Below are 25,725 nucleotides of genomic sequence, written 5' to 3' on the forward strand. Positions count from 1 at the left end.
CCTGACATGCTGTTACCCCTTATCGCTGTTGCGGCTTGTCTGGCAGTTTTGTTTTCCTTTCTTGCATGGTTACGTGCAGGTCGTACGCTTGCGGCGCAATCTGATCCCCGTCTCGATCAGATCGTGGCGGGTCAGGAACGACTGGAGCGTGGTTTGCGCTCGGAACAAGCTGAGTCGCAACGCCAACTGCGCGCAGAGCTGGCTGAATCCTCACGCGCATTGAGAGTGGAGCTCGCCCAAAGCGATGCCGAGTTTCGCGCAGCAATGGCGCGTGATGCAGCCGCCGGGCGCACTGAAAGCGCCGATTCTCTCAGTCGTTTTGCCGCAGATTTCTCGAATCAATTACAGACGCTAATCCAAACCAACGAGCGTCGGATCGCCGAACTTCGTGTCGCGGTGGAAGAGCGATTACTGTCACTCCAGACGGATAACTCTGCCAAACTCGATGAGATGCGTCGTACGGTGGATGAAAAGCTTCATGCGACGCTGGAGACTCGGTTAACGGAGTCATTTAAACAAGTGTCCGATCGTCTGGAGTCGGTTCAAAAAGGCCTAGGCGAAATGCAAACCTTGGCTGCGGGTGTGGGTGATCTCAAGCGCGTGCTGACCAATGTCAAAACACGTGGAACATGGGGCGAGGTACAGCTTGCGCGACTGATCGAGGACAGCATGACACCTGATCAGTATGCGCAAAACATCAAAACTGTGCCAGGCAGCGACGCCCAGGTTGAGTTTGCGATCAGGTTGCCCGGTCAGGGTCTCCTGGATCAACCCGTATGGTTGCCGATTGATGCCAAATTTCCAAAAGAAGAATATGAGCGTCTGATGGACGCGCACGATACAGCCGACAAAGAGGGTATCAAAGCCGCCGGTGCGGCCTTAGCGCGGGCAGTCGAGCTGCAGGCAAAAACGATTGTGGCTAAATATGTCTCTCCTCCCCACACAACTGATTTTGCGATCATGTTTTTGCCCAGCGAAAGTCTGTATGCGGAGGTATTGCGTCAGTCCGGTTTGCTGGATAGATTGCATGATCTGCGCGTGAATGTGGCGGGTCCCGCCAACCTTGCAGCGTTGCTCAACAGTCTGCAGATGGGATTCAGGACGCTCGCCATTCAGCAACGTTCTTCCGAGGTCTGGCAGGTATTGCGTGCTGTCAAAACAGAGTTTGGAAAGTTTGGCGATTCATTAGCCAATGTGAAAAAATCGCTTGATTCAGCGAGTCATAAAATCGGTCAGACCGAGTCGCGCACACGTGTCATGCTGCGAAGTTTGAAAGGTGTAGAGGCTTTGCCCGACGATCAGGCTCGCGCGGCTTTTGCCCCTGAGTCAGATGAATATGGCCGTTCCGAGGATGATCCCTCACGCGACGCGCTCTCTAATCCAGATCAACATCCATAATTTTTAACAGGATCCCCAGCATGCTTTCACAACAAGATCTTAAGCAACAGGCCGCTGATGCGGCCTTGGCATTGATCGAACCGATGTTGACTGCTCAAGCAGTGATCGGTGTCGGGACGGGTTCCACCGCTGATCTATTTATTGATGGTCTGGCAAAGTATCGCGGAAAGTTTCGGGGAGCAGTCGCGAGTTCGGAGCGCAGCGCAAAGCGTCTCGCTGGACACGGCATTGCGGTACTGGACTTGAATGAGGTTGAAACCATGCCTGTTTATGTTGATGGAGCCGACGAAATCAATAGTCAGCTCCACATGATCAAAGGCGGTGGCGGGGCGTTGACACGTGAAAAAATTGTTGCTTCTGTTGCGAAGCAGTTTGTTTGTATCGCGGATGAAAGCAAACTGGTGGACAGTTTGGGTCGATTTCCTTTACCGATCGAGGTGTTGCCGATCGCGCGTGAAGCTGTTTCGCGCGTGGCGCGCGCACTGGGTGGACAACCTGTCTTGCGCGAGGGTTTTATCACAGACAATGGTAATCAGATTTTAGACATCCATGGACTGACCATCACGGACGCTCCAGAATTGGAGAAAAAACTGAATAACGTACCTGGGGTGGTGACCAATGGCTTATTCGCCCTCAGCCCCGCGGATACGGCACTGCTTGCGACGCAGCAGGGAGTGCGTCGCCTCGGTTGAAGGACTCAGGCGGAGGGGGGGACAAAACCCTGCGCTTCAACATCAATGTCCTCGAACAAATACTTTTCCATTTGCTCTTTGAGGTACTTTCGCGCACGCGCATCTGCCAGGTTGAGTCTGTTCTCGTTGACCAGGCGGGTTTGAACGTTGAGCCAGTCCTGCCAAGCTTGTTTGGAGATGCTGTGCCAAATTTTAGTGCCTGTCTCGCCGGGGTAGGGAGGAAATTCCAAGCCTTCGGCTTCTTTTTTAAGCTTTAAACACTGAACGGTACGGCTCATTTTTAGTCCTGTCCAAAAACATATCGATTCATCATTGTAGGGCGTTTGACGTCTGGTAGTTCCTCAAAGCCCCAAGCTTCACAGGCGTTTGATAAAAATCAGACTGTTGCGTGACCTGTTGTAATGTGCTTGTTTTTCTTTCGGAAGATCCGCGACACCACCTTGCACGAAACCACGCTTAATGAACCAGTGTGAGGTTCGTGTGGTCAATACAAAGAGCCGTTTCGCGCCATGCGCGCGCGCCCTGGACTCCATGTGTCGCAATAATATTTCTCCTTCGCCGGCGCCTTGCCACTCGGGGTGAACGATTAGGCAGGCCATTTCGGCCATCTGGTCGTCCGGATAGTTGTTGAGGGTTGCGCAGCCATAGATCACGCCGTCATGCTCGAGCACGGTAAAGTTTTCAACTTCGCGTTCAATGACGGCACGACCGCGTGGCACCAGCGTACCGTCTTGTTCAAGCGGTTCGATGAGTTGCAAAATCGCGCCCACATCGTCGATCGTTGCAGGACGCAAGTCATCCAGCGTATCTTCGACCACCATGGTGCCCACGCCATCATGGGTAAAGATCTCGAGCAACACCACACCGTCCCTGGAGAAAGGAATCAGGTGGGCGCGGGTCACTCCACGCTTGACTGCCCGGGAAGCGTATTGCAAATAATAGGCCGTGTCCTCGTCGAGTTCGCCCGAGGCAAGCAGGGCATCGGCGTCCAGTCGCGCAAGCTCTGTATCCACACTACCGTCTGGAGCCAGCACACCTGGCGTTTCAGTCAGAAAAATCAACTTTTCAGCACGCAGCTTGGTGGCGACACTCGTGGCGAGCTCTTCCATGGAGAGGTTGAATGCCTCGCCAGTCGGTGAGAAGCCAAGAGGGGAAAGCAGCACGATCGAGCCACGTTCGATCGCAAAGCGCAGGGCATCGACATCGATCTTGCGTACTTGGCCCGTGTGCTTGTAATCAATGCCATCGATGATGCCAGTTGGACGCGCCGTCACGAAGTTTCCCGAGATCACCCGGATTTGGGCATGCGACATGGGGGTATTGGGTAAACCTTGGCTGAATGCCGCTTCGATATCCAGGCGAATTTCACCTGCGGCCTCTTTGGCGCATTCGAGCGCATCCGCATCGGTTGGGGAACGGCCCCGGTCGAACTGCTGGCTAAAGCCTTTCAGACGTAATTGTTCGTTAACCTGAGGACGGGAGCCATGCACAAGAACCAGTTTGATACCAAGCGCGGAAAGGAGCGACAGATCCTGAATCAGGGTGTTCAGGGCATTGGCCTGAACAAGCTCGCCTCCAAAGGCCACGACAAAGGTTTTGCCTCTGAAAGCATGGACATAGGGAGCAACCTCCCTGAACCAGCGAACGAACTGCGCCGCTGCGAACTCAGGCGCCTCTTGGGCAGAAACAGTCCCTTCGGGGCTGATATTTGGAGATTCTTGGGCGGTTCCGACCTCTGGTGCTTTTTTGTCTGGCATGGCGGCTTGTGTTGTTAACCTCGTGAGCGCTGTGAGTTTGAAATATAAATTTTATAATGAGCCGTTCATCGGATTAGAAAATATGCCCGAATCAAAGCGCTCAGCCGACATAACGCCGGAAAGCGTTGTCATTTCCCCACGCCAGCCCCCCAAGATCGTCTATCCAGAGGATTTACCGGTCAGCGCACGCCGTGAGGAAATCGCCCGGGCCATCGCACGCCATCAAGTCGTGATCGTGAGCGGGGAGACGGGCTCAGGCAAAACCACTCAGCTACCCAAGATTTGTCTGGAGCTGGGGCGGGGATTGAAAAAAATGATTGGCCATACCCAACCCAGACGGCTTGCGGCCAGCTCGGTGGCGCGTCGAATCGCCGAAGAACTTCAAACACCTCTTGGCGAGTGGGTCGGTTATCAAGTCCGTTTTCAGGATCGCAGCAGCGCCCAAACTGCCATCAAGCTGATGACGGATGGTATTTTGCTGGCGGAGTCCCAACGCGATCCTTTGTTGAGACGGTATGACACGATCATCATTGATGAGGCGCACGAGCGCAGCCTGAATATCGATTTTTTGCTGGGTTACCTTCGGCAGCTCCTTGCGCGCAGGCCTGATCTCAAAGTCATCATTACGTCCGCGACGATCGATGCGGGACGCTTTGCAAGGCATTTTGCCAATCAACAGGGTGAGCCCGCGCCTGTTATCGAAGTTTCCGGAAGGCTTTACCCTGTCGAGGTACGCTATCGCCCTGTCATCAACCCATTGCTAGAGGAAGGTCTGACATCGGGGCATCCAACACAAACTGGTTTGTCCGAGCGCAGTTTGGCGCGTGATGAGGAACGCGATCTCATCAATGCGCTAGTTGAGGCCGTGGATGAGTGTGCCCGCGTGGGGCCGGGCGATATTCTGGTGTTTTTACCCGGCGAGCGCGAGATTCGCGAATGCGCCGAAGCCTTACGCAAGCATCATCCTCCCGGGACGCAGGTGCTCGCCTTGTTTGCCCGCTTGTCGCAGGACGAACAAGAAGAAATTTTTCGTCCTCGCACAAGCGCTCGTAGGATTGTGTTGGCCACCAACGTGGCCGAGACCTCTCTCACTGTGCCAGGCATTCGTTTTGTGATCGATAGTGGGCTGGCGCGTGTCAAACGCTATTCATGGCGAAACAAAGTCGAACAACTCCGCATCGAACCTATCAGCCAGGCCTCCGCGAACCAGCGTGCAGGACGCTGCGGCCGTCTCGGACCGGGAGTCTGCATCAGGCTTTACGCTGAACAAGATTTCAAGGATCGTGCGGCATTCACCGATCCAGAAATTTTGCGCTCTTCACTGGCCAGTGTGATCTTGCGCATGAAGGCGTTACGTTTGAATGATATTGAAACGTTTCCCTTTGTCGATCCGCCAAGCGGACGCGCGATTGCTGACGGTTATCATTTACTTCAAGAGCTTGGCGCAATCGACCCTGATTCCGACAGACCCGACGCACTCACCGAGACAGGTCGCGCGTTGGCGAAACTTCCGGTCGACCCGCGATTGGGGCGAATGATTTTGGCTGCGCGCGATCATCACTGTTTGACCGAGATGCTGGTCATCGCCTCCGCTCTATCGGTTCAAGATCCTCGCGACAGACCCATGCACGCGCGCGAGGCGGCTGAACAGGCGCATTCAAAATTTGCCGACGACAAATCAGAATTTGTCGCTTATGTAAAACTCTGGAACTGGTATCACGAACAGGTCAGACACAAGGAATCCCAACGCAAACTGGTCGCGCTGTTGCGCACCCATTATCTTTCTCCTCTGCGATTGCGCGAGTGGCATGACATCCATAGTCAGTTGATGGCGCTTGTCGGCGAGCAGGGCTGGCGTCTGAATAAGACTGAGGCCACGCATGAGCAAATTCATCTCTCCCTGCTTTCCGGCTTGCTCGGTAATCTTGGTTTTAAAGCAGAGGAGGCGGGTCACTATCTGGGCGCGCGCGATATTCGTTTCTGGATTCACCCAGGGTCGCGTTTGTTGAAAAAGGCGGGCAAATGGATCATGGCCGCAGAGCTTGTCGACACAAGCAAGTTATACGCGCGCTGCGTCGCCAAAATTGACCCTGCTTGGGTTGAGCGTGTCGCGGGTCACTTGCTTAAACGCTCCTGGAGCGATCCGCGTTGGGAGCGCAAACTTGGACAGGTCGTCGCCAACGAGAAAGCCACGCTCTATGGTTTGACGGTCTACTCGGGACGACGTGTGCATTACGGACCGATTGCGCCAGAGCAGGCGCGTGAAATCTTTATCCTCCAAGCGTTGATTCCTGGCGACATCGATAGTCCGCTTCCTTTTCTGGCACATAACCGCAAGCTGATCGCTCAGATCGAAAAGCTTGAGCATCAGACCAGACGCCCGGACATTTTGGTTGACGATGCCTTGATTCAAGCTTTTTACGACAAACTTTTGCCGGCTGAAATCTATCAGACTGCGACGCTCGAGCACTGGGTCAAGGGTTTGACTAAAGATCAAGCTCAACAGCTGATGTTGACACGCGATGCATTGATGCGGCACGAGGCAGCGGGCGTCACCACCGACGTATTCCCCAAATTTTTCGAATGGCAGGGTGTGAGGCTCGCGGTGGATTACCACTTTGAACCAGGCTCTCCCAAAGACGGGTTAACGGTGACGGTTCCCCTTTATTTTCTGAATCAGGTGGATGCCGCCCGCTGTGAATGGCTTGTGCCTGGCATGCTCAAGGAAAAGGCGCAGCTCTTGCTCAAGTCGCTGCCTCAAAAAATTCGGCGCCACTGCGTGCCGCTGCCTGATTATGCCGCAGGGTTTTATGAGCGTTGGTATGACCGACTCGAGCACCCCCCATGCGGATTGGTCGAGGCGCTGATTCAGGATATCTGGCAGCAACTGAAAATTAGGCCATTGGTGACGGATTTCAAGCCCGAAACCTTGCCTGCCCATTTGTTCATGTCTTTCAAAGTCGTAGACGAGCATGGACGCATGTTGTCGGCGGGCCGTAATCTTGCGCAAATCAAAGCCGAACTCGGCAAGCAGGCGCAAGCCACCTTTCAGAAACTCGCCACCCGGGACCAGGAGGTCGCAAGCGTCCTGTCTCAGGACGAAATCACGGAATGGAGTTTTGGCAAACTCCCTGAACTGATGGAGATCCGTCGAAAAGATCAGGTTGTTGTGGGCTATCCCGCTCTTGTCGAGCGTGGGGCAGCCTGTGCGCTGGATGTTTTTGATGATCCGCAGGTCGCACTTCAGGCGCACAAGCGAGGACTCGTTCGCTTGTTTCGTCTGGCTTTACGGGAACAAGTTAAGTTTCTCGAAAAGAATCTGCACGAGCTGACCAAAATGGGCATGCTGTATTTGCAGCTCGGCACCCAGGAGCAACTCAGAGATCAAATCATTGATTGCGCGTTGATTGGTGCTTGCCTGTCCGAGCCTTGGCCGGATGATGCACAGACCTTCGAGGCACGTCGCCAGGAGGCTAAGACCAAGCTTGGCTTGCTGGCCCAAGAGGTCGCTCGGTTAGCGTTCGCGGTGCTCGAGGGATGGACTGCAGCTTTGCGCAAGCTCCCGCAGGCTAAAACGAATCCCGGCGCTTACGCCGATTTACAGCAGCACTTGCAGCAACTCGTGTCGGCTCGGTTTATCGTGGAAACTCCATACACTCAGCTCGTCCATTTGCCCCGCTATCTGAAGGCTGCAGTCGCACGGATTGATAAACTGAAATCGGACCCTGGCCGGGATGCGCGTCTCATGGCTGAAATGGCCCCCGTACTGAACCAATACAACCGCGCCCGCAGTGCGCTCAAAGGCGCTCCGGATGCGGGACTTGACGAGTTTCGCTGGATGCTCGAAGAGTTGCGTGTCGCGCTTTTTGCTCAAGAACTGCGCACACCAATGCCGGTGTCAGTCAAACGATTGCAAAAAACCTGGGAAGCCATGCAACGCTGATCCGCTGACTGGGTAATGACCAGACGATCAATTACCAGACGATAAATAAGACGATCGCAAGTGCTATCAAGCCAAATTTAGTGGCTTTGTAAGCAGTGCGATTCGCTTTTTTGAACGCACGACGCTTTTGATCAATGACCCAGTGGTAATGGGTGAGCTTGTTCACAAACCCTGTCTGATCCGTCTCTGCATTTGGAGAGCTTGCAGCTGACATGGCGATTTTGCCAAACCAGTGGTTGAACCATTCCGCCCAGCGCCATTTCAACGGACGCTCGACATCGCAAAACAAAATGATGCGATTTTGCTGGGATTTGTTGTAGGCGTCGTGCACATAGGTTTCATCGAAAATCACGCCTTTGCCATCACGCCAGCTGTGACGAATACCATCCACATCGATGTAGCAGAGGTCATCGTTCGGTGTAGCCAGACCCAGGTGGTAACGCAAGGAGCCCGCAAAGGGGTCGCGATGCGGATTGAGCTGGCCGCCTGGAGGCAGCTCTGCGAACATCGCTGCCTTGACCGAGGGAATTTGGTTGAGAAGCGCGACAGTTTTCGGGCATAACGCGACTGCGGAGGGGTGTTTGGCGTCATACCATTTCAAGTAAAAGCGTTTCCAGCCATATTTGAAAAAAGAATTGAAACCGATGTCATTGTGAAGCTCGGGCGCTTTGATTTCACGCAGGCTCGCGAGGTGCAGCGCCTCGTCGCGAATGGTTTCCCAGTTGTCCTCGAGCAACTTGAGCTCGGGCATGGTCTCATTTGGAATGTAGGGGGTGGTGGGGACGCGGGAGGTCAACACCATGAAAGCGTTGATCGGGGCCAAAATAATCGAGTGATCCAGCAGCTGGCGACCCAGCGGAAGTCTGACGCGACCACGGAAGTGAGCAAATAGTACGGCTCCAATCCAGGTTCCCAGAACAATCCATTTCATGCTGTATTCCTTGCTCAAACGTTGTGCCGTATGCTCACGGCGCGGGTACTTTAATCGTGACTAAAAATAACTATAGATGATTCAACAATAGGTACAATTGACCTATGTCAGAAACCGTTCAATCACAACCTTTCGTTCACCTGCGCGTCCATTCCGAATACTCGGTGGTGGACGGTACTGTCCGCATCCCGGAACTTATTCGCCGCGTCGCTCAACTCGGCCAGCCAGCCGTTGCATTGACCGATTTGTCGAACGTTTTCGGTTTGATCAAGTTCTACAAAGAAGCGCGTTCTGCCGGTATCAAGCCGATCGCGGGTTGCGATGTCTGGCTGACAAACGACGAAGATCGTGACAAACCTTACCGCATTTTACTTCTCGTCGCGAGTCGTGCGGGATATTTGGCATTATGCGAGCTCTTGACGCGCGCTTGGCTCAATAATGCGCATCGCGGGCGTGCAGAGATGCGCCGCGAGTGGCTAGAGGGCACGCAAGGTCTGATTGCCTTGTCTGGGGCCCGAGCAGGCGACGTGGGTCAAGCCTTGATGGCTGGAAATCCGGAGTTGGCGAAGACATTCGCTTTGCAATGGAAAAAAGCTTTTCCTGGTGCCTACTACATTGAGCTTCAGCGAACAGAGGCGGACGCGGATCAGTCCTACGTCCGTGCCGCGCTGACTTTGGCGTCTGAGTGCGGCCTGCCTGTGGTGGCCACGCATCCCGTCCAGTTCTTGGGTCCAGAGGATTTTCAGCCCCACGAAGCACGCGTCTGCATTTCCGAGGGTGAGATTCTCACGAATCCACGCCGTCCTAGGCATTTCACGCCAGATCAGTATCTCCAATCCACCGAAGCAATGGTGGAGCGCTTCCGTGACGTACCATCGGCTCTAGCCAACGCGGTGGCGATTGCGCAGCGCTGCAACTTGACCCTTGTGCTGGGGCAGCCACAGCTCCCTGATTTTCCCACCCCTGATGGCGTGTCCCTGGATGATTATCTGATCCAGCTCTCCGAAATCGGTCTTGAAAAGCGGATGTTGCAGTTGTTTCCCGACCCTGAGGAGCGCGCGCGTGCGATGCCCCAGTATTCGGCTCGCCTGGCCCTTGAGTGTCAGACCATTATCAACATGGGTTTCCCTGGGTACTTTCTGATTGTTCAGGACTTTATCAACTGGGGTAAAAGCAATGGTGTTCCTGTGGGGCCGGGTCGAGGTTCAGGAGCAGGCTCTCTGGTGGCTTACTCCCTTGGCATCACGGATCTGGATCCGATTCGCTACGATTTGCTGTTCGAGCGATTTCTTAATCCCGAGCGGGTATCGATGCCAGACTTCGATATCGATTTTTGCCAGGATAATCGCGAACGCGTGATCGAGTACGTCAAGCAAAAGTATGGTCGCGAGGCCGTGAGCCAGATTGCGACTTTTGGCACGCTGGGAGCTAAAGCGGTTGTGCGGGACGCCGGGCGGGTTCTGGATATGCCCTACATGCTGTGCGATGGTTTGTCTAAGCTAATCCCTCACAATCCAGCAGACCCCTGGACCCTTGATCGTGCTCTCAAGGATGAGCCATCTTTCAAGGCGCGCTACGAATCCGAAGAGGAGGTTCGCGCCTTGGTGGATCTTGCGCGTCCGCTGGAGGGTTTGACGAGAAACGTTGGCATGCATGCCGGTGGTGTGTTGATCGCGCCCGGTAAGCTGACCGATTTTTGTCCACTCTACTGTCAGCCTGGTCAGGAGGGCAGCGCGGTATCCCAGTTCGATAAAGATGACGTCGAAGCCGCTGGACTGGTTAAGTTCGACTTCCTGGGTTTACGCAACCTGACAATTCTGGATTGGGCGGTGCGTTTCGTGCGTGCTTTCAATCCAGGCATGCGTGAATTCGACATCATGTCCTTATCGCTGGATGATCCGGCGACTTATCAAATTCTGTGCGATGCCAACACGACTGCGATTTTTCAGCTCGAATCGCGGGGCATGAAGGAACTGCTGAAAAAGCTGCGTCCAAATACTTTCGAAGACATTGTCGCCGTGTTGGCGCTATTCCGACCAGGACCGCTTGAGTCGGGGATGGTGGACGATTTCGTTAACCGTAAACACGGTCGCGCGTCTGTTGATTATTTTCACCCTGATCTTGAAAACACACTGAAAAGTACGTACGGTGTGATCGTGTATCAAGAGCAGGTGATGTTGATTTCGCAGATCATCGGCGGCTATTCACTCGGCGGCGCGGATTTGCTCAGGCGTGCCATGGGTAAGAAAAAGCCCGAGGAAATGGCGGCGCACCGGCAGTTGTTCGAGCAGGGGGCGATCAAGAAGGGCTACGACGCTAAACTCGCGGTCAAGCTTTTCGACCTGATGGAGCTTTTCGCAGGCTATGGTTTTAACAAGTCTCACTCAGCAGCGTATGCCCTGATCGCCTATCAGACGGCTTGGCTCAAGGCGCATCATCCTGCAGAGTTCATGGCGGCAACCTTGTCCTCCGATATGGACGACACCGGCAAGGTTCAAATCTTTTGGCGTGATTGTCTGGCTAATGGTATCAAGGTCTTGCCACCTGATGTGAATGCCTCAGGCTACCGTTTTGAACCTGTCGCGGACGAACACTCTGCTCAAGGTTTGCCTCCGCGCACGATTCGTTACGGGATGGGCGCAGTCAAAGGCACGGGTCAGGCAGCGGTTGAGGAAATATTGCGCGCGCGCGCAGCCGGTCCTTTTACTTCCTTGTTTGATTTCTGCCGCAGGATTGATCGTCATACTGTCAACCGCCGAAGTATCGAGGCTTTGATCCGGGCAGGTGCCTTCGATCAAATCGAACCGAATCGGGCCGCGCTGATCGCCTCGCTCGGCACCGCGCTTGAGGCGGCGGAGCAGGCCGCCCGCAGCGCCAATCAGGTTTCCTTGTTTGGTGATGACGGTGCGGACGTTGTTGAAAGCGAGCTTGCGCAGTGCGCTCCCTGGGATTTACATACGCGTTTGTCCGAGGAAAAACTTGCACTAGGCTATTTTTTCAGTGGTCATTTGTTTGATGCCTGGCGCGCCGAGGTCAGAAATTTTGTCACCAAGGCGTTGAGTCGGCTTGAGCCTTCACGAGATCCCCAGTGGCTTGCCGGTGTCATCGCTGGTTCAAGAACGATGATGACTCGGCGCGGCAAAATGCAGTTTGTTGTCCTGGATGATGGAACTGCACAGATCGAGGTGTCAGTCTATGGCGAGCTGATGGAACAGCACCGAAATCGTTTGCGCGACGATCAGCTCTTGATTGTTCAGGCCAAGGTCACCAATGACGAGTATTCAGGCGGGATGCGTGTCGTGGCCGAGCAGATTTTCGATTTGCAACTCGCCCGCGAAGCACGCGCGAAAGCCTTACGTATCCGGCTCAACGGAAATGCCGATGCTTTGATGCTCAAACGCGTACTGAATCCATTTCGTGCTGCCCCTGAAAATGGTATGCCGGGTACTCCAGTCGAGATTCAGTATCAGACAGACACCGCGCTATGTACGCTGAGGCTTGATGAGTCTTGGCGTGTGAGGTTATCCGATAAACTGGTTGAACAATTGACCAGTTGGACGTCAGCAGGGGATGTTGAAGTTGCTTACAAGTGATTGAGATCTGATAAATATGCAGCCCATTAAACCTTTGAGAATTATCCACTCTGAAGCAGCAACTGATTTTGGTGGTCAGGAACACCGTATTTTCAAAGAAATGATGGCCATGCGTGATGCTGGACACTACCTTGAAGCTGTTTGTCAACCTCATGCCGAACTGACAACTCGATTACGAGCTGAGGGGTTTGTCGTACACACTATGAATATGGATGGTGCGCTGAATTTCATTCGTGGCGTTGCCAAGATGCTGCATATTCTTAAAAATGGCCGTTTTGATGTGCTCAATACGCATAGTCGGCGAGATACCATTCTTTGTGCGATCGCAGGTAGGTTGGCTGGCACTCCACTGATTGTGCGTTCTCGTCACCTAGCAAACCGTGTCAATTCGCTGTTATCTTACACATGGCTACCGCATTGTGTGACAACGGATAGTCAGTTTGTTCGTAATCAATTGATTTCTAGAGGTGTTACCCCTGATCGGATTGAAAATGTTTACACTCCGGTGTTCAAACATTCTGCACTTGATCAATACTCCTTACGTCAAGAACTCGGACTAACCCCTCAAAGCATTGTAGTGGGTTGTGTCGGGGCTTTGCGACCGAACAAAGGTCATCTAGAGCTCATCCGAGCTATGGAGCCTTTATTTTCAACTCACAGCAAATTGCATCTAGTCATCGTTGGAAGCGGTAACGATGTGATGCGCTCTCTTCAAGAACGAATTAAGTCACTAGGCCTTGAAAAACGCATACATTTGCTGGGTCAAAGAAATGACGTGCATAGCCTTATGTTGGGTTTTGATATGTTTTGTTTAATGACACGCCTCGAAGCTAGCGGTACGGTTTATCTTGAAGCGGCCTCTGCAAAGCTTCCTGTCATTGGTACGGCGGTTGGGGGCGTACCTGAAATGTTGATTGACGGCGTAACAGGTTTCCTTGTTAAGCTTGACGATGATCAAGGTTTGAGAGACATTATTACAACACTCATCGAAAATCCCTCTCTTAGACGAAAGATGGGGGATGCAGGATATGATCGGATTTGGAAAAATCCAGAATCTGAATTTACTCCGCAAGCATTGGTGCGGCGTACTGAACAATGCTACAGACGCTGGCTTGATCGAGGGGTTGACCAGCGCAAGCTTTTTAGGAAAAAAGGTGCGGCATGATGCACATGCAAGAGCGTCTCGGATCTTCCCGACCCATTCCTATTCTCATGTATCACCAAATTGATTTGCCTGCACCAAGAGGAACATCTTTTCGCAGCTTGACGGTTCATCCTCGAAATTTCAAGCGTCAAATGTACTGGATGCATCGGTTCGGTTATCGCGGTCTAAGTATGCGTGACCTGATGCCATATTTAAAGGGGGAGCGATCCGGAAAGGTATTTGGAATTACGTTTGATGATGGTTACCGTAACGTTTATCAGCATGCACTGCCTGTGCTAACTGAGCTTGGTTTTACCTCTACAAACTATCTTGTCGCTAATCAGTTTGGCGGAGGAAATTTCTGGGACTCGCAAAACAATGTCCCTTTTTCTCCTCTAATGTCCCAAAGTGAAGCAAGGGCGTGGATTCAAGCCGGGCAGGAAGTTGGTTCTCACACGCTTGATCACGTTCATTTGCCAGAGTTGTCTTTTGAAGAAGCGCGATACCAAATTTCCCATTCTCGTCGTGTGTTGTCTGATGCGCTTCAAGAAGAGGTGACTGCATTTTGTTATCCGTATGGCCAACTCACTACTCAGCATGCAGATATCGTTTTCGAGGCAGGATATCAAAATGCCACGACGACTCAGCGTGGGTTAGCAAATTCAGACGATTCCCCCTTTCTACTGCCCCGTGTGGGAGTCTGGAGATCTACACCCATTTTACGTTTTTTTCAGAAGTGCTTCACCCGCTATGAGGATCGAAGGCGTGGCTGAGCGGTTACGCATTGCACTCATCTCAGAACGTTTCGGCCGCAAGTTTGGCGGGGCAGAAGCCTATGCCGTCAATCTTTTTGAGATATTGTCTAGACGACATGATGTCACCGTAATAGGTTGTGAATTTGATCACGATTTGCCGGTGAAAGAAGTTCACGTCAAAATAATCAAATGGATCCCAAGTTGGATACGTGCGCTTTATTTTGCATATCAGACTAAGAAACTATCCGCCTCAGGCTATGACTTGGTACATACACATGCCTTGGGTTCATCCGGAGATGTTCATGTTTTTCATGTTGTTCCGGTGAAGTATCGTCGTTTTTTTATGAAATCTAGATGGCAGGGTTATTTGAGTTGCTTCCAGCCTCGCAATATTGCTTACTTGTGGTTAGAGTTATCCTCTCTGCGCTTTGTTCCCGGGAGACAGGTAGTGGCAGTATCACCGACTGTATGCAAACAGCTTCACACTGCCTATCCTTCTGTAGATTCGATTGAATTGATTCCACCAGGTGCTCTTGCGCAAGCAACAGATCCTCTCTTACGTTCCAGTATGCGCCAGCAGTTGGATTTACGAGATACTGATATCGTTTGCATCATGGTCGCACGTAATCCCCTTTTGAAAGGTTTTGCGGTTTCACTGCAAGCTCTGGAAAAACTTCCCGAGCACTACAAACTTCTTGTATTGGGGGCCGATCGTGAAGCTAGGCAATATCTTTTTCGTTATCACCCTGAAATAAAGACGCGTGTGAAGTTGATCGATGCTACACCGAGCGTATCGTCTTATTATCAAAGTGCAGATATCTGCGTGCATCCAACACTGTTGGACAGTTTTGGTATGGCACCTTTAGAAGCGATGGCGCATGGATTGCCCGTTGTTCTGAGTGCAGAGAGCTACTGTGGCTTTGCAGGCTACGTTAGACACATGCATGATGCTTGGGTCTTGAACAACCCAAGGGACGCAGAGGAAATGGTTAACGCTATTTTTTCACTGGGAGAGAACCTCGAGTTAAGGGCAAAGCTGGTCAGAGAAAGTGAAACTCTAGTTCAATTTTTTTCCTGGGATTCTGTTGCGCAGCAATATGAGACGCTATACATGAAGGTCTTATCGCTGAAAAAAACACATCACAACCAACCCCTTACCCAGTAACCGAATAGACCCAGATACTCTTTAATAATGGTTCTGCTCGCATCAAGGCTACGAAGGTGCGGCAACCATATATTAGGTGCGTTTGATGAGGGAAGTACAATTTGAGGGGCGCCACCAGCAGCGGTGACATGAATGCCGCGCTTTTCCAGAGTTGCTAACGCTCTTGGCATATGCAATGCTGAAGTGACGAGTAAAGCGCTTCTGAGTTTTTGACTGCGCATGGTAATGTCAGTAAATCTGGCATTTTCTGAGGTGTTCCTGCTGTCGTTTTCTAGTAAGAGTGCAGAGTCAGGAATTCCTCTCTGTCTAAGTATCCTAGCAATGATTTGTGCCTCACTCACTTTCCCTTCTCTAGCCCCGCCTGACAATAAAATCCTTGGTGCTTTTCCTGATCGATAAAGTGCCTCAGCACGATCAATCCGGTCGATGGCGGTCGCACGGTTGTAAGGTTCAAACCAGTTTGCTCGATTAGCCTGGGTATTTCCACCGAAAACAACAATCACATCTGCACGAGGTAAGTCTTTTGGATCTTTGTACGGATATCGTGATTCAAGCAGGCCGCCTAAAAAAAGAGAGGTAGCAGGCAATGACCAAATCAGCACCCAAGTGATCGCTAGGATCGAAAGTGCAATGGAAAAGGTGTGCTTTTTAAATACGCTAAGCAAAATGGCTAAGGCCAATAAAATCAGACTGAGGCCTGGTGGATAAAGCAGTAGATTTGAGAAAGGTATCGAGGCAAGCAACGATTTTATCCCGCTTTAGAGTACCAATAATTGTTGAACGCGTGTAACAACTTCGCCGGCAGTTGGCCACTGCCCAAAACTTCCCATGTTACAACTCTTATGAGTCCAGGGGCGCGTTCGTGCAATGTCAGTTACGCCAAATAGAGTGAGTTGTTTTGCTTCAGCTGCAGCGCATAAGTGCGCTACACCTGAATCATTGCAAATGACTAGTTTAGCCATGTTAGTCAGGGCACAAAAAGCGCCTAAATCCAAGGGTCGAATGATGTCTACTGTCGGGGCAGTTCGGTTTGCCTGCGCCTGCTCATCCAGGGGAGGGCACATTGCAACGTTGACACGATTGTTTTGCAAAATTCGAGCAAGAGCGTCAAAATGCGGCCATACTTTATTTTGACCATGGTGCTTTCCGCTCGCTGTCGGGGCAATCAAAACAAACTCACCAATTTTTAAATTTGCCTCCCGCAGTGCTGCAGCTGCTGATTGCTTGTGTTCATTGGTAATTGGTAAATGAAGTGATTCTTTGAGATTAGCTTTTGATGTATCCCGTCCCCAGCAATGGAGTGCACGTTTAGTGAGTTCGAACCATGCCTCGACGGCATGAATTTTTTCAGTAGGTTTAGTTTGCGGCCATTTCAATAGCAACGAGCGGCCATCATCACGCCAACCAACACTTTTAAAACCAGCGAGCCTAAAGGTGAGTGCACTGGAAAAAGAGTCAGGCATGAGTAAGGCACGCTGGTGGTAAGGATGCTTTTGTCGCCAGTGGCGTAGCGCTTGAACATTAGCGTTGAGTGAGTCTGTCATTTCTATAAATCCCTCCGTACGCAACCCTGCCAAGAGTGGCTTGGCCCAACCACGAGCGCACACTACAAAGGGCACTCCGGATTGACTTAATAAATCCAGAGCAGGTAGGCACATGCATGTGTCACCAATCCAGTTTGGAAGGCGTATAAGTATGGTGTTTGATTGTTGCATTGAGGGTAGTGCGGCCATTGTTAAGTTTAATTAGGTAGAAATCTCGACACATTCTAATGACTAAGAATGGTTCAGGCGGGTAAAATTGATGAATCATCAGATTTTAGAGCCACATTTTGACTTCAAATGCCAGATCAGCGTCTGCGTCTTCTCAGTCGCTTAAAACCAACCTGTGGAAACGAATTTACAGTCGCGTTGGAACTTACTGGAAAGGGCTCGCCGTTGCTGTTCTATGCATGGCGGGTGCTGCAGCAACTCAACCGACTCTTGCAGTAGCCATGAAGCCCCTGCTTGATGAGGGTTTTTCTGGTGCAAAGCCCGAGTATGTTTGGCAGGTTCCTATTGTCATCATTGGTTTGATTTTTTTACGCGGACTTTGTAATTTTTTTAGCGATTATTTGTTAGCGTGGGTGGCTAATAACGTATTGCTTGGCGTCCGACGCGATATGTTTGAAAAGTTACTCACTATGCCCGACAGTGAGTTTAAAAAAGGCGATACAGGCAGGCTACTTAATAGATTTACTGTAGATGCGGGCAATGTCACAAGTTACGCCACTGAAGTTATCACTGTTATTGTCCGCGAGTCCTTGATTGTCTTGGCGATGATTGGCGTGCTTCTTTACATGTCCTGGGAGCTTACGCTGATCATTTTGGTAACAATGCCGATTTCAGTCTTAATTTCCCGTTCTTTTATCGCGAGAATGAGACGAATCAATCAAGATACCGTCAATATGAATGCTGAACTGACGCGTGCAGTCAGTGAGGGGATCGATGGGCAGCGAGTCGTCAAGTTATTTGATGGTTATGCCTTCGAACGGAATCGTTTTTCATATGTCAGCGGTCGATTGAGAAGATTTGACATGCGTGCGGCGACTTCAGACGCTGCGATGACTCCAATTACTCAGGTCATTACAGCAATTGCTGTGGCTGCCGTGATTGCTGTTGCACTGAACCAGGCTAATACAGGCACACTAACCGTCGGAAGTTTTGCGGCATTTATGGCTGCACTTGCCCAAATTTTTGATCCAATCAAGCGCTTAACCAAGGTGGCCGGCAAGATGCAAAAAATGCTGGTCGCAGCTGAAAGTGTTTTTACATTGGTCGATCAGCCTTCCGAACCAGAGACCGGAACGGGGCGTTTTGAAGGGCGTGCGCTGGGTCGCGTTGAGTTTCGTCATGTTTCCCATCGCTTTGCGGACGCGCAGACTGACACATTGTCGGATGTCACCATTTCCGTGGAGCCTGGTCAAACAGTCGCTTTGGTGGGGCGCTCGGGCAGTGGCAAGACGACCTTGGTGAATATGTTGCCACGATTTGTTTCTCCCTCCTCAGGCGAGGTATTGATCGATGGTCGCAACATTGCCTCTCTGGATTTGCGGGCGTTGCGCGAACAGCTCTCCCTGGTGAGTCAGGATGTGGTTCTTTTTGACGACACCATTGCCGTCAACGTAGGGTACGGCGCTTTGCATGACGCCTCCGAGGATGAAATCATGAACGCGTTGGCCGCTGCGAACCTGCTCGATTTTGTCAAAGCTCTGCCGCTAGGGTTACAAACTCCCGTGGGAGAAAATGCAACCCGTCTGTCCGGAGGCCAACGGCAGCGACTTGCGATTGCGCGGGCGTTGATCAAAAATGCGCCGATCCTGATTCTTGACGAAGCGACCTCCGCACTAGATAACGAGTCCGAGCGACAGGTCCAAGCTTCGCTTGAGACGTTGATGAAGGGGCGAACAACACTGGTCATTGCCCATCGACTTTCAACTGTTCAAAACGCCGACAAGATTGTGGTCATGGATCATGGCAAGGTGGTCGAGCAAGGTTCCCACAGTGAGTTGATTGCGCGCGGAGGCGCTTATTCCGCGCTCTATCAGATGCAATTTCGCGAAGATTAGGAGTTGTCAGTCATGGCCCAACGCCCCATCTCGTTGTCTGAACAACTCGCCGATGCGGCGCTTAGGAGATTTGGCGCACCGGTCAAGGTTCCGGATGCTTTATCGGGCGCAGATGAGCTGCTGCGAATGCTGACGCATAGTTCTCACCGTAAGTGGGCACCAGAGCCTGTTTCACAAGAATTACTCGATCTGTTGTTTGCCTGTGCGCTTTCGGCTCCGTCGAAGTCTGATTTGCAGCAAGCCGACATTATTCATGTTGCTGATCCACTCCGTGTCAAAGCCATCGCAGATTTGATTCCTGATATGCCTTGGATCAATGACGCACCCGTATTTTTGATGTTTTGTGGTAACAACCGCAGAATCAGACAGATCGGACAATGGCGTGGCAAACCTTTTGCCAACGATCACCTTGATCATTTCATGAACGCCGCTGTCGATGCCGGCATCGTTCTCTCGCAATTTATCCGTGCGGCCGAGGCGGTTGGCTTGGTGACTGTTCCAATCAGCGCAGTTCGTAATCACCCTGAACAAACCAGCGATCTGCTTGGTTTGCCTGAAGCTGTGTTTCCAGTTGCCGGGCTGTGTGTTGGCTATCCCCTGGAGGCTGGTCGGATGACGCCACGGCTTCCCCTGGCGGTGACAACGCATCTCAATCAATACGATGAGTCCAATCTCAGAGAGCACATTGATGCCTATGATGTGCGTCGACATGCACTTTTCCCGCTCCGTCGTCAGCGCCATGCAAATATATATCCGGATGCGGATTTTAATGGCTGGTCTGAGGATAAAGCTCGTCACTACTCTGTGCCGGAGCGAGCGGATTTTGGTGCATTTATCAGAAGTAAAAAATTCAGTTTGAAGTAAAGTAAAAAAATAAAAAATGATTCTTTAATAAGGGGGATATCAGGTGAATACACAGAAAAACATGACAGGTTCAGGCAGTGGCTCAAGTGGCTCAAGTGGCTCAAGTAGCGAGAGCGTGGATATTGAAACGCTTGCCAGGCTCGCAGGGCTCGAGCGGGCCATGACACATTTTCCCGATGATGTCGCTACAGCTGCACGGACTGCTCTGAAGATTCGTGCTTCTTTCACGTCACCAGCAGACAACACCACTGAGGTCTGGCCCGTAATGCAGGTGAAACTATGATGCACTGGATGACTGCCTCTGAAATAAGCCATGGTTACGCGTCGGGGACGCTTTCTCCTGTCGAGGTCATCGAAGGGTTGCTTGCCCGAATCGATGCCTTAGAACCACAATATCGGGCTTTTATTCAGCTTGATCGCGAGGAGGTCCTCCAAGCCGCGCGCGATGCCCATCGAGAGATCCGGGCCGGTCGTAGTCTCGGACCCTTGCATGGCGTTCCTGTTGGCATCAAAGACATCATCGATATCGCGGGGCAACGCACAAGCTGTCATTCAAAAGTGATGCTCGATCACGTGGCGGCTGAGGACGCTTCGGTCATTACAGCGTTGCGTGCTTCAGGCGCAATCTTGTTCGGTAAGTTGGCTCTCCACGAGTTCGCAATTGGCGGGCCCTCTTTTGATCTGCCTTTTCCGCCCGCAAGAAATCCCTGGAACATTGCGCACCATCCCGGTGGTTCGTCCTCCGGCTCTGGTACCGCCCTGGCTGCCAGGTTCCTGCCTCTCGCGCTGGGTACGGATACTGGGGGCTCGGTTCGTCACCCTGCAGCGGCATGCGGTTTGGCGGGTCTCAAACCAACCTATGATTTGGTCTCTCGCCGTGGCGTTTATCCCTTGTCCATGTCCCTTGATCATGTCGGACCCATGGCACGCACGGTTCAAGACGTCGCCTTATTGCTGGATGCGATGGTGAAAACTTCTGCTGCGCCTGCCTCTCGCAGACCGACTTCATATGCGAAAGACCTTGGCTTGGGCGTGAAAGGTCTTCGAATCGGTTTTGTTCGACATTTTCATGAAAAGGACGAGCAGGCTGATCCAGAAGTTACCCAGGCGCTCAACGAAGCCTGCAAAGTTTTTCGCGAGCTGGGCGCAGAGGTCAAAGATATCCATTTACCGTCACTTCAAGAGTTCAGTTCTGCGCAGAAAATTATTCTGATGTCAGAAGGTTGGGCGATTCATGCAAGGAATCTGCGCAATAGGCCTGAAGACTACGCGGAAATGTCCCGGCGCAAACTTTTGTGCGGTGCTTTTCTGAGTGCGGGTGATTATGTTCATGCGATGCAATTGCGCGGAATACTGAGCGACGCCGTTAATCATGCATTTGGCGAAGTGGATATTTTGCTCGCGGCCAACTCTCTTGATCCGGCATGCCGCATTGACGATGTCTCAGAGGTCGTGCGTACCTATACGCGGCAGGCACGTGTGCCTTTCAACTTAACAGGCCATCCGGCACTCGCCATGATGAGTGGCTTGTCTGGAAAAGGCTTGCCAATTTCGCTGCAGCTGATTGGCAAAAACTACGACGAGGTCACCGTGTTGCGGGTGGGAGCGGCTTATGAACAAGCCACCCCCTGGCACAAGATGCATCCGGAGCTGTCCTGATTCCTTTCAAATCAGGACAATTCTTTTCTGACCAGTGCCGCACCTTCGGCGAGTGCACGGAGCTTGCCGAAGGCCACATGTCTGGGTAGATATTTCATGCCGCAGTCAGGCGCTGGAATCATGTTTTCTGCTGCAACGTACTTGAGTCCGGCGCGGATGCGTTGCGCGACTTGTTCGGAAGTTTCAATATCATGTGTGCCCAGATCCAGGACACCAAGCATGATTTTTTTGCCAGCGAGATCCGACAAGACGCCGAGATCGAGTCGGGGTTGCGCCGCTTCAATCGAGATTTGTTTTGCAATCGTGTCGCTTAATCCAGGCAGAAACGAATAACCCGTGGGTTTCTGACCTTTGACAACGGCGGCGTAGCCGAAACACAAATGAACGATCGTGGGCACAGTAATACCCTCGAGCGCACGATTGATGGCTTTGACTGCGTAACGCTTTGCCGCCTCGGGATCATGACGCAACCATGGTTCGTCGAGCTGAATAAAATCCGCTCCCGCCGCTTGCAAGTCCAGCGCTTCGGCATTAACGGCGGCAGCAAAATCCATTACCATTTCTTCATCGTCACGATAGAACTCGTTCTTTGCCTGTTGACCCATGGTGAAAGGGCCGGGCAGGGTGATTTTGGCCAGGCGGTCGGTGTTTGCTTTTAAAAATTGCAGATCGCGAATCTCGACAGGATGTGTACGTATTATTTTGCTGACTACACGCGGAACGGGTGTTTTGAGTCCTGCTTTCGAGGTGATGATCGCTGGTGTGTCCCCATCGACGCCTTCGAGTTCCATGGCGAAACGATTTGAATAGCTTTCTCTGCGGATTTCTCCATCCGTAATGATGTCGATCCCCGCGCGTTCCATGTCACGTATCGCAAGAATGGTGGCGTCGTCTTGCGCCTGTTCGAGTCGCTCGGCTGGAATACGCCAAATTTCATGCTGACGCGTTCGAGGAACGCCTTTCGAGAGTTGTTCGCGGTCGACGAGCCAATCAGGCTGGGGATAGCTACCCACCACAGTGGTGGGTAGAAGAACTGTTTCTTGTTGTTTCATGACTAGTTAGCGGTTGCGCCCGAGTCTTTGACGATTTTGCTCCACTTGGCCAATTCGGTCACAGTGAAATCGTTAAATTGCTGAGGCGTCATTGGAGTGATGATCAGGCCAAGGTTTTTAAACCTTTCTTGCACTTCTGGGTCTGCCAGCACTTGGGTTGTGGCGGCATAAAGCTTGTCGACGACATCCTTAGGCATGCCAGCTGGGCCCGCAAGCCCCCACCATGGTCGCAAGTCGTAGCCTTTGACAGTATCAGAGATCGGTGGGACTTCGGGAGCGATCGGACTGCGCTCGCTCGTGGCGACACCAAGTGCTTTGAGGCGTCCTTCCTTGACGTGAGGATAGATCACTGGAACGTGATAGAACGTCATCGAAACCGTGCCGGCGAACAAGTCTGTGAAGCCCTGATTGATGTTTTTGTATGGGACGTGTTGAATATCGATGCCCGCCATGGTCTTGAGCAATTCACCAGCCATATGCGGTGAGGTACCTGAGCCGGCCGAAATGTAAGTCAGCTTGCCAGGATTCTTTTTCGCGTAAGCGATCAGCTCGGCCATGTTGTTGACTGGAATCTTCGGATTGATAGCCAGCATATTGGGTGCGGAAACCATCATCGCAATATGCGTAAAGTCCTTGATCGGATCAAAACTCACGTTTTTATAAAGCGCTGGGTTCGTTGCGTGGGTTGCACTGGTGGAAAAGGTTAGTGTGTAACCATCAGGTGCCGAGCGCGCCACTGATTCGGCCGAAATATTGCCTCCTGCGCCGGCTTTGTTGTCCACAATGACGTTTTGACCAAGTACCTTACCTAGCTTGTCCGCATACACGCGCGCAATCACATCCGTGGTGGTGCCTGCAGAGTAGGGAACAACAAATTTAATGGGTTTGTTGGGGTAGTTTGATTGAGCCTGCGCAGCCGTAAAACTTAGGGCGCCCGAGATTGCCACTGCCGCAAGTTTGAATGCTCCAGTCAGCCGTTTTTTTGATGCCTCTGCCATATATGTCTCCTGTGGGTAAATGTGATGTCGTGTGGCATTTTTAAAAATGCTCTTGACAACATCAGTCGAGTGTAGCGCTCATGTCATCGATTCGGATGCCTCCCTGCATCCATATGATCCTGTATTGACAAGTGACGATAAGTCACCGACTTTTACGTCAGAACAATGTCATATTGCTCTTGTGTGTAGTCTGTGGCCACCTCAAGGGAGATCTTCTTTCCAATAAAATCGCCCAGCATGGCGAGATGCTGGCTTTCTTCTTCCAGAAACAGATCAATCACTCCCTGTGATGCGAGTATTCTGAATTCACGCGGATTGAATTGTTTCGCTTCTCGCAAAATTTCTCTCAATATGTCATAACAAATGCTTTTGTTTGTTCGAACATTTCCTCGGCTCTGACAGGTCGGGCAGGGCTCGCATAATTGATGGGCAAGAGAGTCGCGTGTGCGTTTGCGTGTCATCTCAACCAGACCGAGCTGTGTAAAGCCATTCACCGTCATGCGTGTGCGATCAAAGGAAAGCGCTTTGTTCAACTCCGCCAGGACCGCTTCGCGATGGGCGATGTCGTCCATGTCGATAAAATCCAAGATGATGATGCCACCCAGATTCCTCAGTCGTAGCTGACGCGCGATGGCTTGAGCGGCCTCCAGGTTGGTTTTGAAAATCGTGTCATCAAAATTACGTCCCCCGACAAATCCCCCAGTGTTGACATCCACTGTGGTGAGCGCCTCGGTTTGATCAATCATCAGGTAGCCACCGGATTTAAGATCAACGCGTCTCGAAAGCGCCCGTACGATTTCTTCCTCGATATTCGCTGTGTCAAACAGCGTGCGCTCACCGCTGTAATGTTTGATACGGTCTGACACGGAGGGCGTGTAAATGTCCGCCCATGCCTTGAGTTCTGTGGTCACACTGCGTGAGTCGACCAGTATCTGATGCGTTTCGGGTGTCACCATGTCCCGCAGGACCCGTTGAGCCAGCGTCAAGTCCTGGTGCAGCAGGCTCGTGGCGGGGAGGGTGCGCGCGCCTTGCTGCACACTTGTCCAGAGTTTCTTCAAGTAGGCTAAGTCCGCCTCGAGCTCTTGATCCGTTGCGCCTTCTGCTTGCGTCCTGACAATAAAGCCTCCCTTTTCTTCAGGTGGAACCAAGGCTTGTACTCGTTCGCGCAGGGCTTGCCGATCGGCCTCTGATCCTATTTTTTGTGAAATGCCGATAAGAGGTTCGTGCGGCAAATACACTAGCATTCTTCCGGCAATACTAATTTGGGTCGATAAACGCGCGCCTTTTGTACCCAGAGGGTCTTTAATGACCTGCACCATTAGACTTTGCCCCTCAAATAACAACTTTTCAATGGGGGTCGGTGTCGTAGCCATTGCACGCTCGGTTCGATTTTCCCGTAGATCGGCGATGTGAATAAATGCGGCTCTTTCAAGGCCAATTTCCACAAATGCGCTCTGCATGCCCGGAAGCACTCTGACAACCTTGCCCAAATAGATGTTGCCCACCTTTCCCCGCTGCGTACTGCGCTCCATATGAAGTTCCTGGACCGCTCCTCGCGCAACCAAAGCCACGCGGGTTTCAAAGGGTGTCACGTTAATCAGAATATCTTCGTTCATATCGGCTCAATTCAAATCGTGCATTAAGTAGTTGTGCTATAGTAGCTGGCTTGGTTTTAAACATCTTTATAAGAATCATCTTTATGAGTACTTCGCGATTCAAGGTTGCCGACAGGAAAACTTTGTTCACGACCTAACAGATGTTTTAGTGGATGTTCTAAATCAGGTTGAATGGTTGAAATCTTTAGTATTGAGTTAGTTAGTTTCTGATTGAAATAATTTGAAATCAAACAAAACTAATTTGACACGGATAAAAAACTCCTTCATAATCTCGTTTCTCTGCTTCTGGCACATAACCAAACGCAAGTTGCTGAGAAAGGCAATACAGAATTCGCAGTACCTTGTTCTTTAAAAATTTGACAACCGATAAGTGTGGGCGCTTGGAATGAGTGTCGCAGGTTGCTGGGCTGTAACAGGTTCAGTAATTGCAAACGAAATCAAGTGCTCACAAAGAAGTTTGGAAATGAATGTTAAGTGTAAAAGCTTGATGTAAATAACCTCACTTCCTTTGAGCAGCGACGTATCACCGGCCTGGGTTTACTCAGGTCATG

The 25,725-nt window shown here is 51.6% G+C and carries 19 protein-coding genes; 11 read left to right on the forward strand and 8 right to left on the reverse strand.

The genetic code is table 11. The features are described 5' to 3' along the window. Positions 1-6 precede the first annotated feature (6 nt). Positions 7-1,398: a DNA recombination protein RmuC gene (locus tag QWY30_RS14650; protein ID WP_290242256.1), complete on the forward strand. Its 1,392-nt coding sequence runs from the start codon at positions 7-9 to the stop codon at positions 1,396-1,398. 20 nt (positions 1,399-1,418) lie between these two features. Then, complete coding sequence (gene rpiA / locus QWY30_RS14655; RefSeq protein WP_290242258.1) at positions 1,419-2,090, forward strand: ribose-5-phosphate isomerase RpiA; 672 nt, start codon at positions 1,419-1,421, stop codon at positions 2,088-2,090. Between the two features lie 5 nt (positions 2,091-2,095). Here the strand turns inward: rpiA and QWY30_RS14660 are convergent, their stop codons facing one another. Further along, positions 2,096-2,368: an oxidative damage protection protein gene (locus QWY30_RS14660; RefSeq protein WP_290242260.1), complete on the reverse strand. Its 273-nt coding sequence runs from the start codon at positions 2,366-2,368 to the stop codon at positions 2,096-2,098. A 78-nt stretch (positions 2,369-2,446) separates the two neighbouring features. Continuing rightward, a complete protein-coding gene (gene argA / locus QWY30_RS14665; RefSeq protein ID WP_290242262.1) occupies positions 2,447-3,847 on the reverse strand; it encodes an amino-acid N-acetyltransferase in 1,401 nt (466 codons plus the stop codon). An 82-nt stretch (positions 3,848-3,929) separates the two neighbouring features. Here argA and hrpA point away from each other — a divergent pair, with 82 nt between their 5' ends. After that, positions 3,930-7,790, forward strand: a complete 3,861-nt coding sequence (gene hrpA / locus QWY30_RS14670; protein ID WP_290242263.1) for an ATP-dependent RNA helicase HrpA — start codon at positions 3,930-3,932, stop codon at positions 7,788-7,790. 31 nt (positions 7,791-7,821) lie between these two features. Here the strand turns inward: hrpA and QWY30_RS14675 are convergent, their stop codons facing one another. Then, positions 7,822-8,721, reverse strand: coding sequence for an aspartyl/asparaginyl beta-hydroxylase domain-containing protein (locus tag QWY30_RS14675; protein ID WP_290242265.1), 900 nt, complete (start codon positions 8,719-8,721; stop codon positions 7,822-7,824). Between the two features lie 104 nt (positions 8,722-8,825). Here QWY30_RS14675 and dnaE point away from each other — a divergent pair, with 104 nt between their 5' ends. The 4 genes from dnaE to QWY30_RS14695 are packed head-to-tail and all read left to right on the forward strand — an operon-like array spanning position 8,826 to position 15,378. Further along, a complete protein-coding gene (gene dnaE / locus QWY30_RS14680) occupies positions 8,826-12,314 on the forward strand; it encodes a DNA polymerase III subunit alpha (RefSeq protein ID WP_290242267.1) in 3,489 nt (1,162 codons plus the stop codon). Between the two features lie 25 nt (positions 12,315-12,339). Beyond that, positions 12,340-13,479, forward strand: coding sequence for a glycosyltransferase family 4 protein (locus QWY30_RS14685; protein WP_290242296.1), 1,140 nt, complete (start codon positions 12,340-12,342; stop codon positions 13,477-13,479). A gap of 47 nt (positions 13,480-13,526) precedes the next feature. Next, positions 13,527-14,231 (forward strand): polysaccharide deacetylase family protein, encoded by a 705-nt coding sequence (locus QWY30_RS14690; protein WP_290242298.1) that lies wholly within the window; start codon positions 13,527-13,529, stop codon positions 14,229-14,231. Then, a complete protein-coding gene (locus QWY30_RS14695; protein ID WP_290242269.1) occupies positions 14,224-15,378 on the forward strand; it encodes a glycosyltransferase family 4 protein in 1,155 nt (384 codons plus the stop codon). Before QWY30_RS14690 ends, QWY30_RS14695 begins: the two co-directional genes overlap by 8 nt. Here QWY30_RS14695 and QWY30_RS14700 read toward each other — a convergent pair. Together QWY30_RS14700 and QWY30_RS14705 are read right to left on the reverse strand one after the other, a co-directional pair. Further along, entirely contained in the window at positions 15,354-16,121 is a 768-nt protein-coding gene (locus QWY30_RS14700) for a YdcF family protein (RefSeq protein ID WP_290242271.1), read from the reverse strand. The genes QWY30_RS14695 and QWY30_RS14700 overlap by 25 nt on opposite strands. Positions 16,122-16,136: 15 nt before the next feature. Further along, a complete protein-coding gene (locus tag QWY30_RS14705) occupies positions 16,137-16,922 on the reverse strand; it encodes a glycosyltransferase family 9 protein (RefSeq protein WP_290242273.1) in 786 nt (261 codons plus the stop codon). 287 nt (positions 16,923-17,209) lie between these two features. On the opposite strand from QWY30_RS14705, the gene msbA reads away from it, so the two are divergent. From msbA to QWY30_RS14725, 4 genes are read left to right on the forward strand one after another with little or no spacing between them, the layout of a single operon-like run. Then, positions 17,210-18,985: a lipid A export permease/ATP-binding protein MsbA gene (gene msbA, locus QWY30_RS14710; RefSeq protein WP_290242275.1), complete on the forward strand. Its 1,776-nt coding sequence runs from the start codon at positions 17,210-17,212 to the stop codon at positions 18,983-18,985. 12 nt (positions 18,986-18,997) lie between these two features. Then, positions 18,998-19,849: a nitroreductase family protein gene (locus QWY30_RS14715; RefSeq protein WP_290242277.1), complete on the forward strand. Its 852-nt coding sequence runs from the start codon at positions 18,998-19,000 to the stop codon at positions 19,847-19,849. A gap of 43 nt (positions 19,850-19,892) precedes the next feature. After that, the gene (locus QWY30_RS14720; protein ID WP_290242279.1) at positions 19,893-20,132 is read left to right on the forward strand and encodes a hypothetical protein; all 240 of its coding nucleotides are present in this window, start codon (positions 19,893-19,895) and stop codon (positions 20,130-20,132) included. Continuing rightward, entirely contained in the window at positions 20,129-21,508 is a 1,380-nt protein-coding gene (locus tag QWY30_RS14725; protein ID WP_290242281.1) for an amidase, read from the forward strand. Before QWY30_RS14720 ends, QWY30_RS14725 begins: the two co-directional genes overlap by 4 nt. 11 nt (positions 21,509-21,519) lie before the next feature. Here the strand turns inward: QWY30_RS14725 and QWY30_RS14730 are convergent, their stop codons facing one another. The 3 genes from QWY30_RS14730 to rng form a co-directional block, all read right to left on the reverse strand. Next, positions 21,520-22,560 carry a hypothetical protein gene (locus QWY30_RS14730; RefSeq protein WP_290242283.1) on the reverse strand — a complete coding sequence of 347 codons (1,041 nt, stop codon included), beginning with the start codon at positions 22,558-22,560 and terminating at the stop codon, positions 21,520-21,522. 2 nt (positions 22,561-22,562) lie between these two features. Further along, a complete protein-coding gene (locus QWY30_RS14735) occupies positions 22,563-23,558 on the reverse strand; it encodes a Bug family tripartite tricarboxylate transporter substrate binding protein (RefSeq protein ID WP_290242285.1) in 996 nt (331 codons plus the stop codon). 152 nt (positions 23,559-23,710) lie between these two features. Further along, complete coding sequence (gene rng, locus QWY30_RS14740) at positions 23,711-25,174, reverse strand: ribonuclease G (protein ID WP_290242287.1); 1,464 nt, start codon at positions 25,172-25,174, stop codon at positions 23,711-23,713. Between the last annotated feature and the right edge of the window lie 551 nt (positions 25,175-25,725).

Origin of the sequence: Zwartia panacis (assembly GCF_030410395.1) — a bacterium.
GTDB classification, from domain to species: Bacteria; Pseudomonadota; Gammaproteobacteria; order Burkholderiales; family Burkholderiaceae_B; genus Zwartia; species Zwartia panacis.

Excerpts from the sequence above, each read along its gene's own strand:
- QWY30_RS14650 (WP_290242256.1), top strand. The coding sequence starts at position 7 with ATGCTGTTACCCCTTATCGCTGTTGCGGCTTGTCTGGCAGTTTTGTTT.
- rpiA (WP_290242258.1), top strand. The coding sequence starts at position 1,419 with ATGCTTTCACAACAAGATCTTAAGCAACAGGCCGCTGATGCGGCCTTG.
- QWY30_RS14660 (WP_290242260.1), bottom strand. The coding sequence starts at position 2,368 with ATGAGCCGTACCGTTCAGTGTTTAAAGCTTAAAAAAGAAGCCGAAGGC.
- argA (WP_290242262.1), bottom strand. The coding sequence starts at position 3,847 with ATGCCAGACAAAAAAGCACCAGAGGTCGGAACCGCCCAAGAATCTCCA.
- hrpA (WP_290242263.1), top strand. The coding sequence starts at position 3,930 with ATGCCCGAATCAAAGCGCTCAGCCGACATAACGCCGGAAAGCGTTGTC.
- QWY30_RS14675 (WP_290242265.1), bottom strand. The coding sequence starts at position 8,721 with ATGAAATGGATTGTTCTGGGAACCTGGATTGGAGCCGTACTATTTGCT.
- dnaE (WP_290242267.1), top strand. The coding sequence starts at position 8,826 with ATGTCAGAAACCGTTCAATCACAACCTTTCGTTCACCTGCGCGTCCAT.
- QWY30_RS14690 (WP_290242298.1), top strand. The coding sequence starts at position 13,527 with ATGTATCACCAAATTGATTTGCCTGCACCAAGAGGAACATCTTTTCGC.
- QWY30_RS14705 (WP_290242273.1), bottom strand. The coding sequence starts at position 16,922 with ATGACAGACTCACTCAACGCTAATGTTCAAGCGCTACGCCACTGGCGA.
- QWY30_RS14715 (WP_290242277.1), top strand. The coding sequence starts at position 18,998 with ATGGCCCAACGCCCCATCTCGTTGTCTGAACAACTCGCCGATGCGGCG.
- QWY30_RS14725 (WP_290242281.1), top strand. The coding sequence starts at position 20,129 with ATGATGCACTGGATGACTGCCTCTGAAATAAGCCATGGTTACGCGTCG.
- QWY30_RS14730 (WP_290242283.1), bottom strand. The coding sequence starts at position 22,560 with ATGAAACAACAAGAAACAGTTCTTCTACCCACCACTGTGGTGGGTAGC.
- QWY30_RS14735 (WP_290242285.1), bottom strand. The coding sequence starts at position 23,558 with ATGGCAGAGGCATCAAAAAAACGGCTGACTGGAGCATTCAAACTTGCG.
- rng (WP_290242287.1), bottom strand. The coding sequence starts at position 25,174 with ATGAACGAAGATATTCTGATTAACGTGACACCCTTTGAAACCCGCGTG.